We start from the raw sequence: 13,776 nt of genomic DNA, 5'->3' as shown, positions 1-13,776 counted from the left end.
CGCGGCGGAAGCGTTGCCGGTCGCCGGAGACGCCGAATGCGGCGAGGTGGTTGTCGTTGTTGTCGAATGAGCCATGTCACGCATCCCGACCGAAGAGGCCCGCGGGCCGGATGAGAAGAACGATCGCCATGATGACGAAGATCACGATATTGGAGGCTTCCGGATAGAATACCTTGGTCAGGCCTTCCGCGATACCCAGCATGTAGCCGGTGAGGATGGCGCCCATGATCGAGCCCATGCCGCCGACCACGACCACCGCGAAGACGACGATGATGATGTTCGATCCCATCAGCGGCGACACCTGGTAGACGGGCGCGGCGAGCACGCCGGCAAAGGCGGCGAGCGCGACGCCGAGACCGTAGGTGAAGGTCAAGAGCACCGGCACGTTGACGCCGAAGGCCTGCACCAGCGTCGAGTTTTCCGTTGCGGCGCGAAGGTAGGCGCCGAGCTTGGTCTTCTCGATCAGCAGCCATGTGCCGATGCAGACGACGAGCGAGACGACGACCACCCAGCCGCGATAGATCGGCATGAACATGAAGCCGAGATTGGTGCCGCCGGAAAGGGCCGATGGCGTCGCATAGGGCTGGCCGGACGAGCCGTAGAGGTAACGGAAGGTGCCCTCGATGGTCAGCGCCAGGCCGAAGGTGAAGAGCAGGCCGTAGAGCGGATCGAGATCGTAGAGACGCCGCAGGAACAGGCGTTCGACAATCGCGCCGAGGATGCCGACGATCAGCGGCGCAAGAATGAGCGCCGGCCAGTAGCCGATGCCGAGGAAGGTGAGCAGCAGGTAGGCCACGAAGGCGCCGAGCATGTATTGCGCGCCGTGGGCGAAGTTAATCATCCGGAGCAGGCCGAAGATGATCGCCAGCCCGAGCGACAGGAGCGCATAGAAGGAGCCGTTGATGAGACCGATCAGCAATTGCCCGAGAAGCGCCTGGAGGGGAACGCCGAATATCATCGTCATGGCATCAGACCCCCAGAACCTTGTGAAGCATGTCCATGCGTTCGGGCAGTTCGCCCACCTTGAACTCGGCCACCATCTGGCCGTGCTCCATCAGGTAGAAGCGGTCGGCGACGCGGCTTGCGAAGCGGAAATTCTGTTCGACCAGAAGCACGGTCATGCCTCTCTGCTTGAGTGTCTTCAGCACCTCGCCGATGCGCTGCACGATGACGGGGGCAAGGCCTTCCGTCGGTTCGTCGAGCAGCAGCAGGCGGGTGCCTGTGCGCAGGATGCGGGCGATGGCGAGCATCTGCTGTTCGCCGCCGGAAAGGCGCGTGCCCGGGCTGTTCCTGCGTTCGTGGAGATTGGGGAAGAGCTCGAAGATCTCGTCCAGCGTCATGCCGCCCTTGGCGACTTCCGGCGGCAGCATCAGGTTTTCGAGCACGTTGAGCGTCGAGAAGATGCCGCGTTCCTCCGGCACGAAGCCGATGCCGTGATGGGCGGTGCGGTGCAGGGGCACCTGCATCATGTCCTTGCCGGCGAAACGGATTTCGCCCTTGCGTGCCCGGACGATGCCGGTGACGGTGCGCAGCGTCGTGGTCTTGCCGACGCCGTTGCGGCCGAGAATGGTGACGGTCTCGCCTTCGCCGACATTCATGTCGACGCCATGCAGGATATGGCTTTCGCCGTACCAGGAATTGAGGTTTCGGACTTCCAGAAGTGCCGTCATGTCAGGCCTCCTCCGTGCCCATATAGGCCACGCGGACGCGCGGATCGTTGCTCACCGTCTCGTAATTGCCTTCGGCGAGGATCTCGCCCCGCTGCAGCACGGTTACGTGATGGCAGATGTTGGCGACGACCGAGAGGTTGTGCTCGACCATCAGGACGGCGCGGGTTCTCGCGACTTCACGGATGAGATCGGCGATGACGCCGACGTCTTCCTGCCCCATGCCGGCCATCGGCTCGTCCAGCAGCAGGACCTTCGGATCGAGCGCGAGCGTGGTCGCAATCTCGAGGACGCGCTTGCGGCCGTAGGAGAGGTCCGCCGCGACGACGTCGCGCTCCTTGGAAAGGCCGACGGTGGACAGCAGTTGCTCGGCGCGTTCGTTCAACGTGTCGAGGGCCGAGAGAGGCCGCCAGAACTGATGGGCAAGCCCGTTCGGCCGCTGCAACGCCACGCGGACATTGTCGAGCACGGTGAGGTGCGGGAAGACCGCCGAAATCTGGAAGGAGCGGACGAGCCCCATGCGCGCAACCTTGTCCGGCGGCGTCTGGGTGATGTCGGTGCCGAGCAGGTTGATCGTTCCGGCCGAGGGCTGCAGGAACTTGGTCAGCAGGTTGAACACTGTCGTCTTGCCGGCCCCGTTCGGGCCGATCAGAGCGTGGACCCGCGCGTGATGGACGTCGAGATCGACGTTGCGCACGGCGGTGAAGCCGCCGAAATCGCGGCGGAGACCGCGGGCGGACAAGACCACCCGCGACTCCCCGTTGAGATGTGCCGAAGCGTTCGTCATTGCGACCGGCCGGGCTTACTTGACCAGCTCGCAACCGCTCTTGGCGGGATCGATATAGGCTTCCTTGCCCGGAATGGTGGCAAGCACGTTGAAGTAATCCCAGGGCTCCGTGCTGTCGCCGGGCTTCTTCACTTCGAGCAGGTACATGTCGTGGAACATGCGGCCGTTCGGGCCGACGCTGCCGCCCTTGGCGAAGACGTCGTCCACCGGCATTTCGTGAAGCAGCTTGGCGACGGCTTCCGTCTCGTCGGTGCCGGCCTTGTCGATCGCCTTCAGATACTGCATCACGGCGGAATAGGTGCCGGTATGAACCATGTTCGGCATCTTGCCGGTGCGCTCGAAGAAGCGCTTGCCGAACTTCTGGCTCTCCTCGTCGCGGTTCCAGTAGAAGCCTTCCGTCAGCGTCAGGCCCTGCGCGGCTTCAAGGCCGAGGCCGTGTACTTCCGCAAGGGTGAAGAGAAGGGCCGCAAGGCGCTGGCCGCCCTGGGTGATGCCGAATTCGGCGGCCTGCTTGATGGCGTTCTGGGTGTCGGCGCCGGCATTGGCAAGGCCGATGACCTTGGCGCCGGAGGACTGGGCCTGCAGCAGGAAGGAGGAGAAGTCGGTGGTGGCAAGCGGGTGGCGAACCGATCCCACCACGTTACCGCCTGACGACTTCACGAAATCGCTGGTCTGCTGTTCGAGCGAATAGCCGAAGGCGTAGTCGGCGGTCAGGAAGAACCAGCTGTCGCCGCCCTGCTTCACGAGCGCGCCGCCGGTGCCGACCGCAAGCGCGTGGGTGTCATAGGCCCAGTGGAAGCCGTAGGGGCTGCACTGCTTGCCGGTGAGTTCGGTGGTCGCAGCGCCGGTGACGATGTCGATCTTCTTCTTTTCCTTGGCGATGGCCTGGACGGCGAGCGCAACGGAAGAGGTGGTCAGTTCCATGATCGCGTCGACCTGGTCGGTGTCGAACCACTGGCGGGCGATGTTGGAGGCGATGTCGGCCTTGTTCTGGTGGTCGGCGTCGACGATTTCGACCGGCACGCCGAGGACCTTGCCGCCGTAATCCTCGACCGCCATCTTCGCGGCCTCGACCGAGGACTTGCCGCCGAAGTCGGCATAAACGCCGGACTGGTCGTTCAGGATGCCGATCTTCACCTTGCCGTCCGATGCATCGGCAAGGGCTGCCGTGCTGCTTGCCAAAAGAATAGCCATGGACGCAATGAGCTTGTTTCGCATTTGATCTCCTCCCAGAGTGCAGGTCGCGAACCTGTTCAAAATTGACCAGCCCTTCTCCTCAAAACGGCGGATCATGGCGGGCATGATCCGGGAAAGCGCTTGTTGACGCAAGCGCCCGGTTTAACTAATTGCAAACAGGGTCTGTTCGTTTTTGAACAGAAGGGGAGGGCAATGGGCAGCGGACATTTCACCTGGGACGACCTGCAGTTCTTCCTCGCGGTTGCCCGTACAGGCCAGCTTTCGACCGCCGCCCGGCAGCTCAGGACCAGCCATGCGACGGTGTCGCGGCGGATCGACCGGCTGGAATTCGCGCTGAAGGTGAAGCTCTTCGAGCGCAATCCACGCGGCTACGTGCTGACCGGCATGGGGCAGCGTTTCGTCGAGACGGCGGAGAAGATCGAGCAGGAGACGGAGCGGCTGCAGGCCGAGCTTGCCGGTGGCGCGACCGCCCAGCGCGGCGTCGTCAGGCTTTCCGCGCCGGAGGGTTTTTCCAACTTCTTCTTCAGCCACACGTTGACCGACTTTTCCGTCCGTCATCCGAACATCTCGCTGGAGCTGGTGACGATCCAGCAGATCATGGCGCTGTCGCGTAAGGAGGCCGATCTCGCGGTCGTTCTCGATCCGCCGAAGGCCGGTCCGTATTTTTCCGAGAAGCTCACCGACTACCATCTGCAGATCTATGGGACGCGCGGTTATCTGGAGGCGCGGGGCGTGCCGAAGACCCGCGACGACCTGCTGGAGCATTCCTTCATCGGCTATGTGCAGGACATGATCTTCGCGCCGGGACTCGACTATCTCGGCGACATCCATCCGAAGATCCGGCCGAATTTCCAGAGCTCCAGCATCTTCTCGCAGCTGACCGCCACGCGCAGCGGGCTCGGGCTTTGCGTGCTGCCGCTCTTCATCGCCCAGCGCTATCCGGAGCTGCAGGTGGTGCTGGAGGACGAGGTGGACCTGCTGCGCCACTACTGGATCGCCTGCCATCACGATCTGAGGCAGGTGGCGCGCATCCGTACCGTGATCGAATTCCTGCGGGAATCGGTTCAGGCCAATGTCCGCGGGTTCATCGGGAATTCGGGGGCGAAGGTTGGGCTAGTGTCGCGGGGGTGAGCCACAAGTGCCAGACTTATGTAACGGCATCCTGGGTACAACCGCCGAAGCTCCGTGTCCCTCGCTTCCCGGCGCTTCCGGGAAACACCTGAGGTGATCCCCGGAACTCTCGTCGTCAGTCGTTGCGCAGGCGGCCCTCGACGAGGTCGAGGACGGAGCGGGCGGCGTCCATGACGTTGGTGCCGGGGCCGAAGACGGCGGCGACGCCGTGGTCCATGAGGTAGTCGTAGTCCTGCCGGGGGATGACGCCGCCGACGACGACGACGACGTTTTCGGCGCCCTTGGCCTTCAGGGCTTCGACCAGTTGCGGCGCCAGCGTCTTGTGGCCGGCTGCGAGCGAAGACATTCCGACGACCTGGACCTTTTCCCTGACCGCAAGATCGGCGGCCTCGTCCGGTGTCTGGAAGAGCGGGCCGGCGACGACGTCGAAGCCGATGTCGCCGAAGGCGGATGCGATCACCTTGGCGCCGCGGTCGTGGCCGTCCTGGCCGAGCTTGGCGACGAGAATGCGGGGGGCAGCGCCCTTGGCCTTCCTGTAGCCTTCGAGGCGGTCGGAGAGGATCGAGAGTTCCGGATCGCCCTGATAGGCCTTGCCGTAGATGTTGCGCACGACCTTCGGGACTGCGGCATGGTCGCCGAAGACGGCGCGCATGGCGTCCGAGATTTCGCCGACGGTGGCGCGCTCGCGGGCAGCGTCGACGGCTGCCTCGAGAATGTTGCCCTCGCCGGTGCGGGCGACTTCGGTCAGGCGGGCCAGCGCTTTTTCGACCTTTTTCGTGTCGCGGCGGCGCTTGGTTTCCTCGATGCGCCTGATCTGGGAGGCGCGGACGGCGGAGTTGTCGATCTCCAGAATGTCGATGGGCTCCTCGTTCTCCAGGCGGAATTTGTTGACGCCGACGATGACTTCCTCGCCCTTGTCGATCGCCGCCTGGCGGCGGGTCGCGGCTTCCTCGATCAGGCGCTTGGGCAGGCCGGCATCGACGGCCTTGGTCATGCCGCCCATGGCTTCCACTTCCTCGATCAGCGCCCAGGCCTTCTCCGCCAGTTCGTTGGTCAGGCTTTCGACATAGTAGGAACCGGCGAGCGGATCGACGACCTTCGTGACGCCTGTCTCGTTCTGCAGGATGAGCTGGGTGTTGCGGGCGATGCGGGCCGAGAACTCGGTCGGCAGCGCGATGGCTTCATCGAGCGCGTTGGTGTGCAGCGACTGGGTGCCGCCGAGTGCCGCCGACAGCGCCTCATAGGCCGTCCGGATGACGTTGTTGTAGGGGTCCTGTTCCTGCAGCGAGACGCCGGAGGTCTGACAATGGGTGCGCAGCATCAGGGAGGAAGCCTTCTTCGGCTCGAATTCCTGCATGATGCGGGTCCAGAGCAGGCGGGCGGCGCGCAGCTTGGCGGCCTCCATGAAGAAGTTCATGCCGATGGCGAAGAAGAAGGACAGCCGACCGGCGAAATCATCGACGTTCAGGCCCTTCTTCAGCGCGGCGCGAACGTATTCGCGACCGTCCGCCAGCGTGAAGGCCAGTTCCTGCACCAGCGTCGCGCCGGCTTCCTGCATGTGGTAGCCGGAAATCGAGATGGAGTTGAATTTCGGCATCTCCTTTGCCGTGTACTCGATGATATCGGCAATGATGCGCATCGAGGGTTCCGGCGGGTAGATGTAGGTGTTGCGGACCATGAACTCCTTCAGGATGTCGTTCTGGATGGTGCCGGAAAGCTTGTCGCGGGAAACGCCCTGTTCCTCGCCGGTGACGATGAAATTGGCGAGGATCGGGATGACCGCGCCGTTCATGGTCATGGAAACGGAGATGTTTTCGAGCGGAATGCCGTCGAACAGGATCTTCATGTCCTCGACGCTGTCGATCGCCACGCCTGCCTTGCCGACATCGCCTTCGACGCGGGGATGGTTCGAGTCGTAGCCGCGATGGGTGGCGAGGTCGAAGGCGACGGAGACGCCCTGCTGGCCTGCGGCAAGCGCCTTGCGGTAGAAGGCGTTGGACTCTTCCGCCGTCGAGAAGCCGGCATACTGGCGGATCGTCCAGGGACGACCGGCATACATGGTGGCGCGCGGGCCGCGGACAAAAGGCGCAAAGCCCGGCAGGGATTTCAGGTGGTCGATGCCCTCAAGGTCTTCGGCCGTGTAGAGCGGCTTGACGTCGATGCCCTCGGGCGTATGCCAGGTCAGCGTTTCGGCCGGACGCTTCAGCTCCTTCTCGGCCAGCGCTTCCCAGTCCTTGATGGTCTTTTCGCTCGACATCCATTTTCCTCCTGCGCCTTTAACCACGCGCGCGGGGCCGTGGCTTGAATACTTTGTCTTGTCGCATGTCGTTGCCGCAAAACCGCTCAACACTTTTGCGCGACATGCTCTCGATCGGACGGGGCGCCGGAGCTGCCTCGTTTAGTGTATAAAAAGTGGCACCTTCCGGCACCCCGTTCAGCGGTTTTTGCCCGCGGTCCGGGTTCCTCGCACGAACAGAAATCGGCTCGTCCCGATTTCGCGTCCGGCAGTCAAGGCCACGGTTTGCAGCCTTCTTGCCGGGTTTCAAAGGGCGCCGGGGTTTCACCGGCTGCCGTCCGCCTCTCTGCCGTAACGGCACGTCGCTTTTTCAGCGAGAGGACCCAATTCCACGAACCCCCGACACGGCTCTTGCGTCTCTTCCCCGCACCGGGCGCCGGTTGCCTCTCGCCGCGACGCCTCGCAGTGTATCCGATGAAGCAACGACGCCATGGTGACATGATGCCATCGGCCGGGGACGAATGGCGGGAAGCGAGATTGAAAACAAAGGGAAAATCGATTTCGTCTTCCCCGTATCCACCCCCTCTGCCCTGTTCCTTATTCGAACTCCATAATCAGTTCGTCTACGGCGAGGCTCTGGCCGGCGTTGACGGCGACCTTCTTCACCACGCTGCGCTTTTCCGCCTTGAGGATGTTTTCCATCTTCATGGCTTCGACAGTGGCGAGCGCCTGACCGGCTTCCACCTGATCGCCTTCCTTGACGGCAACCGAGGTGATGACACCCGGCATCGGGCAGAGCAGCATCTTCGAGGTATCCGGCGGCAGCTTTTCCGGCATCAGCCTGGCGAGTGCGGCGATGCGGGGCGAGCGGACGCGGGCGGTGACGTCCATGCCACGCCAGCGCAGGCGGATCGCGGCGCCCTTCAGGTCCACTTTCACGCCGACGGCTTCGCCATCGACATGGAAGACCGTGTGGCTCTGGCCCGGAAGCCAGCCGCCGGTGACGGAGCACTTGCCGTCATCGGCAAAGGCGATGGCGGTGCCGTCCGTGCCGGTTTCAACCGTCAGCGGGAAGGAATGGCCGGCAAGCGTAACCACCCAGTCCTTGCCGACCTTGCGCGGATGATTGCCGATGGTGCCGGAAATGGCGACGGCGCGCTCCTGAAGCGTCTGGTTGATGACGGCGGCGATGGCGGCCAGCTTGCGGGCGGCCTTTTCGTCCGGTGCCACGCCAGTGAAGCCGTCCTTGAATTCCTCGGCGATGTAGGCGGTGGTCAGCTTGCCGGAGCGGAAGCGCTCCTGCTGCATGACGGCGGAGAGGAAGGGCAGGTTGTGGCCGATGCCCTCGACCTCGAAATTGTCGAGTGCCTTCGACATGGCGTCGATTGCGGTCAGGCGGTCAGGCGCCCAGGTGCAGAGCTTGGCGATCATCGGGTCGTAATACATCGAGATCTCGCCGCCTTCGTAGACGCCGGTATCGTTGCGGACGACGGTGCCGTCATCCTCCTTGCCTTCGACCGGCGGGCGGTAACGCGTCAGGCGGCCGATGGAGGGCAGGAAGTTGCGGTAGGGGTCTTCGGCATAAAGGCGGCTTTCGATCGCCCAGCCGTTGAGCTTGACGTCCGCCTGGCCGAAGGAAAGCTTCTCGCCGGAGGCGACGCGGATCATCTGCTCGACGAGGTCGAGGCCGGTGATGAGTTCGGTGACCGGGTGTTCCACCTGCAGGCGGGTGTTCATTTCGAGGAAGTAGAACTTGTTCTGCTTGCCGTCGACGATGAACTCGACCGTGCCGGCGGAGTGGTATCCCACGGCCTTGGCGAGCGCCACGGCCTGTTCGCCCATGGCCTTGCGGGTCGCTTCGTCGAGGAAGGGCGAGGGGGCCTCCTCGATGACCTTCTGGTTGCGGCGCTGGATCGAGCATTCGCGTTCGCCGAGATAGAGCACGTTGCCGTGCTTGTCGCCGAGCACCTGGATTTCGATGTGGCGCGGCTCGGTGACGAACTTCTCGATGAAGATGCGGTCGTCGCCGAAGGAGTTCTTCGCCTCGTTACGCGAGGACTGGAAGCCTTCGCGGGCTTCTTCGGCGTTCCAGGCAATGCGCATGCCCTTGCCGCCGCCGCCGGCAGAGGCCTTAATCATCACGGGATAACCGATCTGGTCGGAGATCTTCACAGCCTCGTCGGCATCCTCGATCAGGCCCATATGGCCCGGAACCGTGGAGACGCCGGCTTCGGCCGCAAGCTTCTTGGAGGTGATCTTGTCGCCCATGGCCTGGATCGCGCCGACCGGCGGGCCGACAAAGGTAATGCCTTCATTGGCGAGCGCATCGGCGAAGACGGCGTTTTCCGACAGGAACCCATAACCCGGATGAACGGCGTCTGCGCCGGTCTTGCGGATCGCCTCGAGGATCTTCTCGATGACGATATAGGACTGGTTGGACGGAGCCGGACCGATATGGACGGCCTCGTCAGCCATCTTCACATGCAGCGCGTCCCGGTCGGCGTCGGAATAGACGGCGACGGTGGCGATGCCCATCTTCTTCGCGGTCTTGATGACCCGGCAGGCGATTTCGCCACGGTTGGCGATGAGGATTTTCTTGATCATGCTTGTTCTCCGTCAGACGGGAAAGAGATGTAGCTGGCCGGAACGGCATCGGTCAGCCAAACGCTGTTGTCGGTGAAGTAGAACTTCTGGCCGTCGGCAAACATTCGGCCGGTGTTTATGGTCAGTACCACCGGCTTGCCGTGCCTCTGGCCAACGTTCTGGGCGGTGGCGACGTCGTTCGAAAGATGAACCTGCTGGCGGCTTCCCGCGACAAGGCCTTGCGTCTTGATGCTTTCGACAAAGCGTGTCGCAGTTCCATGGTAAAGGGTATCCGGTGGCTGACTGGGCTGAAGTCCGAGATCGACGTTGACCGAATGGCCCTGAGCGGCGCGGATACGCTTCCCATCCTCGGAAATCGTGAACCGCTTCTTGTCGCTTTCGGCCACGATGCGCTGAAGGCCGGCGAGGTCCAGAACGTGTCCCTCGATACGGGCCTTCTCGAGCAGTTCTCCGATCTCTGCCCAGCCTTGCCGGTCGAGAGAAAGGCCTATGCTCTCCGGCGCGTGGCGCAGGACATAGCTCAGAAATTTACTCGTCTGCGTCGACATCCCGTCCTCCGTCAGGGTTGACCGTGATGCCGCTTAAAGCCGGCTCGCGTCGTGTTTCATCGAGCCGAACCAAACTGCTTGCTGTGCCGCGAGGCGATGGGATCGGCAATGAGGATTTTCTTGATGGTCACCGTCACACCTCGAATACGTCGTCAAATGATTCCGGGAAGTTCTGCCGGGCGAGTTTTTCGTTAATCACCAGCATGGCTTCGTAGGAAAGCGGATCGAAATCCTTGTCCGCCGCGATGACTTCGCGGCCGAAAAGAAGGTTCAGCCGGGCGGCATCAAGGTTGCCGCGCTCGAAGGGCTCGTCGCCGAAATGGTGCCAGAGGGCATGCAGGAAGGCCGCGTCGATGCGGTGTTCCTTGGTGCCGGGGCGGGCCTTGCGGGGCAGGGCTTTCAGCGGCGTCACGCCCTTCGGATTGGCGCGGCGGATGGTGAACTGCACGCCGGTGCCGGGCATCCCGGACGGGAAGCCCTTGTGTTTGGTCATGTCAGGAAGATCGGCCATCAGCTACCCCCTTACAACGGGATCGTGTCGTGCTTCTTCCAGTGCGTGCCGAGCTGCTTGTTGCGCAGCGAGGCGAAGGCACGGGCGATGCGGCGGCGCGAGGAATGCGGCATGATGACTTCGTCGATGAAACCGCGTTCGGCGGCGACGAAGGGGTTGGCGAAGCGCTCCTCGTATTCCTTCGTGCGGGCGGCGATCTTTTCGGGATCGTTGAGCTCGGAACGATAGAGGATTTCGGTCGCGCCCTTGGCGCCCATGACGGCGATCTCGGCGGTCGGCCATGCATAGTTGATATCCGCGCCGATATGCTTGGAGGCCATGACGTCGTAGGCGCCGCCATAGGCCTTGCGGGTGATGAGCGTCACCATCGGAACCGTGGCCTGGCTATAGGCGAAGAGCAGCTTCGCGCCATGCTTGATGACGCCGCCATATTCCTGGCTGGTTCCGGGAAGGAAGCCGGGAACGTCGACCAGCGTCAGGAGCGGAATGTTGAAGGCGTCGCAAAAGCGGACGAAACGGGCGGCCTTGCGCGAACTATCGATATCGAGGCAGCCGGCGAGCACCATCGGCTGGTTGGCGACGACGCCGACCGTCTGGCCTTCCATGCGGATGAAGCCGGTGATGATGTTCCTGGCGAAGGCTTCCTGGATCTCGAAGAAATCGCCCTCGTCGGCCAGAGCGTAGATCAGCTCCTTCATGTCGTAGGGCTTGTTGGAACTGTCCGGGATCAGCGTGTCGAGACGGTTCTCGACGCGGGCCGGATCGTCGTGGAAGGGGCGGACCGGCGGCTTTTCGCGGTTGTTGAGCGGCAGGAAGTCGAAGAGCAGGCGGACCTGTTCCAAGGCCTCGATGTCGTTCTCATAGGCGCCGTCGGCGACCGAAGACTTTTTCGTGTGGGTCGAGGCACCGCCGAGTTCTTCGGCCGTGACGATCTCGTTCGTCACCGTCTTCACGACGTCGGGGCCGGTGACGAACATGTAGGAGCTGTCGCGCACCATGAAGATGAAATCGGTCATGGCGGGCGAATAGACCGCGCCGCCGGCGCAGGGGCCCATGATGACCGAGATCTGCGGCACGACGCCGGAGGCATCGACATTGCGCTTGAACACGTCGGCATAACCGGCGAGCGAGGCGACGCCTTCCTGGATGCGGGCGCCGCCGGAATCGTTGAGGCCGATCACCGGTGCGCCGTTCTTCATCGCCATGTCCATGATCTTGCAGATCTTCTGGGCATGGGTCTCGGAAAGCGAACCGCCAAGCACGGTGAAGTCCTGCGAGAAGACATAGACCTGGCGGCCGTTGATCGTGCCCCAGCCGGTGACGACGCCGTCGCCGGCGACCTTCTGGTTTTCCATGCCGAAGTCGGTGCAGCGATGGGTGACATACATGTCGTATTCTTCGAAGGAGCCCTCATCAAGCAGGACTTCGATACGCTCGCGCGCCGTCAGCTTGCCCTTGGCGTGCTGGGCGTCGATGCGGCGCTGGCCACCGCCGAGATGAGCCTCGGCGCGACGCGCCTCGAGCTGGTCCAATACCATTCGCATGCTTCCTCCCGACATTTTCATGAAGCTTTTCAGGATGATTTGTGCCCTTAAACGGCAGGCGAGGCAAAGAAAATGATTGAAGAGGTGCAATTGTGGATTTATAAATTTGCAAACTGAAAAATGCGAAATTGCAAATGGCGATCGGCAAGCTCTTCATCGGCCGCAAGGTGCGCGAAATCAGGCAGGCGAGCGGCGGCACGCAGGCCCAGTTCGCCGACATGATCGGCATCTCCACCAGCTATCTCAACCAGATCGAGAACAATCAGCGGCCCGTTTCGGCGTCCGTGCTTCTGGCGCTTGCGGAAAAGTTCGGGATCGACATCACCGAGCTTTCTTCCGGCCAGAACGACCGGTTGCTGTCGGCGCTTTCCGAGGCGCTGTCGGACCCGCTGTTCGAGACCTATACGCCGAGCCTGCAGGAACTGAAGCTCGTCACCCAGAACGCGCCGGGCCTTGCTCATGCCCTCATCACCTGCCACCAGGCCTATCGGCGCAACGGCGAGCAGCTTGCGAGCTATGCCGACCGCGCGGGCGGTGCGACCGCCAACGAGACGACCTCCTATGACGAGGTGCGGGACTTCTTCCATTTCGTCGACAATTACATCCACGATATCGATGCGATGGCGGAGGGGCTGGCGGCGGACCTGAAGCTCGGCGAGGGCGAAAACTACGCGGCCATGACCGGTTTTCTCGAAAGCCGTCATGGGGTGCGCGTAGTGCGCGGCGAGGCCGGCGACGAGGCGATCCGCCGCTACGATCCGAAATCGCGCATCCTGACGCTTTCCCGCTATGCCTCGGCGCCGACGCGCGACTTCCAGATCGCCACCCAGATCGCCCAGCTTCACGCCGAGGCGAAGATCGACCAGGTCGTGAAGTCGGCGGGCTTCCGCACGGAGGAGGCGGCGGAAATCTGTCGCATCGGCCTGCACAATTATTTCGCCGGCGCGCTGATCCTGCCCTATCGCAGCTTCCTGCAGGCGGCGCGGGAACTGCGCCACGATCTCGAATTGCTGGCCGCCCGCTTTGGCGCGTCGCTGGAGCAGGTCTGCCACAGGCTGTCGACATTGCAGCGTCCGGGGCAGAAGGGTGTGCCGGTCTTCTTCGCCCGTATCGACCGGGCGGGCAACATCACCAAGCGGCACAGCGCCGCCCGCCTGCAGTTCGCCCGCTTCGGCGCGGCCTGTCCGCTGTGGAACGCGCATCAGGCCTTCGAGGCTCCGGGCCGCATCATCCGCCAGCTTGCCGAAACGCCCGATGGCGTGCGCTACCTCTGTCTGGCGACGCAGGTGAACAAGGGCACGCTCGGCTTCCGCGCGGCGCAGCCCCGCTATGCGCTGGCGCTCGGCTGCGAGATTTCCTATGCCGACCAGTTCGTCTATGCCGACGATCTCGATCTTTCCAACCGGGCGGCCTTCGATCCGATCGGCATTTCCTGCCGGATCTGCGAGCGGGTGAAATGCACGAGCCGCGCCGTGCCGCCGCTCAAGCACAGGCTGGTGGTCGACCACACCGTCAGGAATGCCAACCCTTACGAGATCGAGTGAGGGACGG

11 protein-coding genes are annotated in these 13,776 nt (G+C 63.1%); 2 read left to right on the top strand and 9 right to left on the bottom strand.

What is annotated here, in order from left to right:
- Positions 1-76 precede the first annotated feature (76 nt).
- From ACLBKR_RS14630 to ACLBKR_RS14615, 4 genes are read right to left on the bottom strand one after another with little or no spacing between them, the layout of a single operon-like run.
- Positions 77-964, bottom strand: coding sequence for a branched-chain amino acid ABC transporter permease (locus ACLBKR_RS14630; RefSeq protein WP_112829236.1), 888 nt, complete (start codon positions 962-964; stop codon positions 77-79).
- Between the two features lie 4 nt (positions 965-968).
- Positions 969-1,670 (bottom strand): ABC transporter ATP-binding protein, encoded by a 702-nt coding sequence (locus ACLBKR_RS14625; RefSeq protein ID WP_113340873.1) that lies wholly within the window; start codon positions 1,668-1,670, stop codon positions 969-971.
- Position 1,671: 1 nt separating this feature from the next.
- Positions 1,672-2,454 (bottom strand): ABC transporter ATP-binding protein, encoded by a 783-nt coding sequence (locus ACLBKR_RS14620; RefSeq protein ID WP_113424376.1) that lies wholly within the window; start codon positions 2,452-2,454, stop codon positions 1,672-1,674.
- 15 nt (positions 2,455-2,469) lie between these two features.
- A complete protein-coding gene (locus tag ACLBKR_RS14615; RefSeq protein WP_113447765.1) occupies positions 2,470-3,672 on the bottom strand; it encodes an ABC transporter substrate-binding protein in 1,203 nt (400 codons plus the stop codon).
- A gap of 171 nt (positions 3,673-3,843) precedes the next feature.
- On the opposite strand from ACLBKR_RS14615, the gene ACLBKR_RS14610 reads away from it, so the two are divergent.
- Positions 3,844-4,782 (top strand): LysR family transcriptional regulator, encoded by a 939-nt coding sequence (locus ACLBKR_RS14610; protein ID WP_113447764.1) that lies wholly within the window; start codon positions 3,844-3,846, stop codon positions 4,780-4,782.
- Positions 4,783-4,897: 115 nt separating this feature from the next.
- On the opposite strand, the gene scpA is transcribed toward ACLBKR_RS14610, so the two are convergent.
- The 5 genes from scpA to ACLBKR_RS14585 form a co-directional block, all read right to left on the bottom strand.
- Positions 4,898-7,039: a methylmalonyl-CoA mutase gene (scpA, locus tag ACLBKR_RS14605; RefSeq protein ID WP_113438874.1), complete on the bottom strand. Its 2,142-nt coding sequence runs from the start codon at positions 7,037-7,039 to the stop codon at positions 4,898-4,900.
- Positions 7,040-7,615: 576 nt separating this feature from the next.
- Entirely contained in the window at positions 7,616-9,622 is a 2,007-nt protein-coding gene (locus ACLBKR_RS14600) for an acetyl-CoA carboxylase biotin carboxylase subunit (RefSeq protein WP_414899470.1), read from the bottom strand.
- Complete coding sequence (locus ACLBKR_RS14595; RefSeq protein ID WP_414899469.1) at positions 9,619-10,170, bottom strand: RNA 2'-phosphotransferase; 552 nt, start codon at positions 10,168-10,170, stop codon at positions 9,619-9,621. The genes ACLBKR_RS14600 and ACLBKR_RS14595 overlap by 4 nt, the downstream gene beginning before the upstream one ends.
- 133 nt (positions 10,171-10,303) lie before the next feature.
- The gene (locus ACLBKR_RS14590; RefSeq protein ID WP_112829243.1) at positions 10,304-10,681 is read right to left on the bottom strand and encodes a hypothetical protein; all 378 of its coding nucleotides are present in this window, start codon (positions 10,679-10,681) and stop codon (positions 10,304-10,306) included.
- An 11-nt stretch (positions 10,682-10,692) separates the two neighbouring features.
- Complete coding sequence (locus tag ACLBKR_RS14585; RefSeq protein WP_112829372.1) at positions 10,693-12,225, bottom strand: acyl-CoA carboxylase subunit beta; 1,533 nt, start codon at positions 12,223-12,225, stop codon at positions 10,693-10,695.
- A 134-nt stretch (positions 12,226-12,359) separates the two neighbouring features.
- On the opposite strand from ACLBKR_RS14585, the gene ACLBKR_RS14580 reads away from it, so the two are divergent.
- A complete protein-coding gene (locus ACLBKR_RS14580; RefSeq protein WP_112829244.1) occupies positions 12,360-13,769 on the top strand; it encodes a helix-turn-helix domain-containing protein in 1,410 nt (469 codons plus the stop codon).
- Positions 13,770-13,776 lie beyond the last annotated feature (7 nt).

This window comes from Paenirhizobium cremeum, assembly GCF_047553425.1.
Lineage (GTDB): Bacteria > Pseudomonadota > Alphaproteobacteria > Rhizobiales > Rhizobiaceae > Allorhizobium > Allorhizobium cremeum.
The sequence above is the reverse complement of the archived record's forward strand: the minus strand, read 5'-3'. Positions and strand labels throughout refer to the sequence as shown.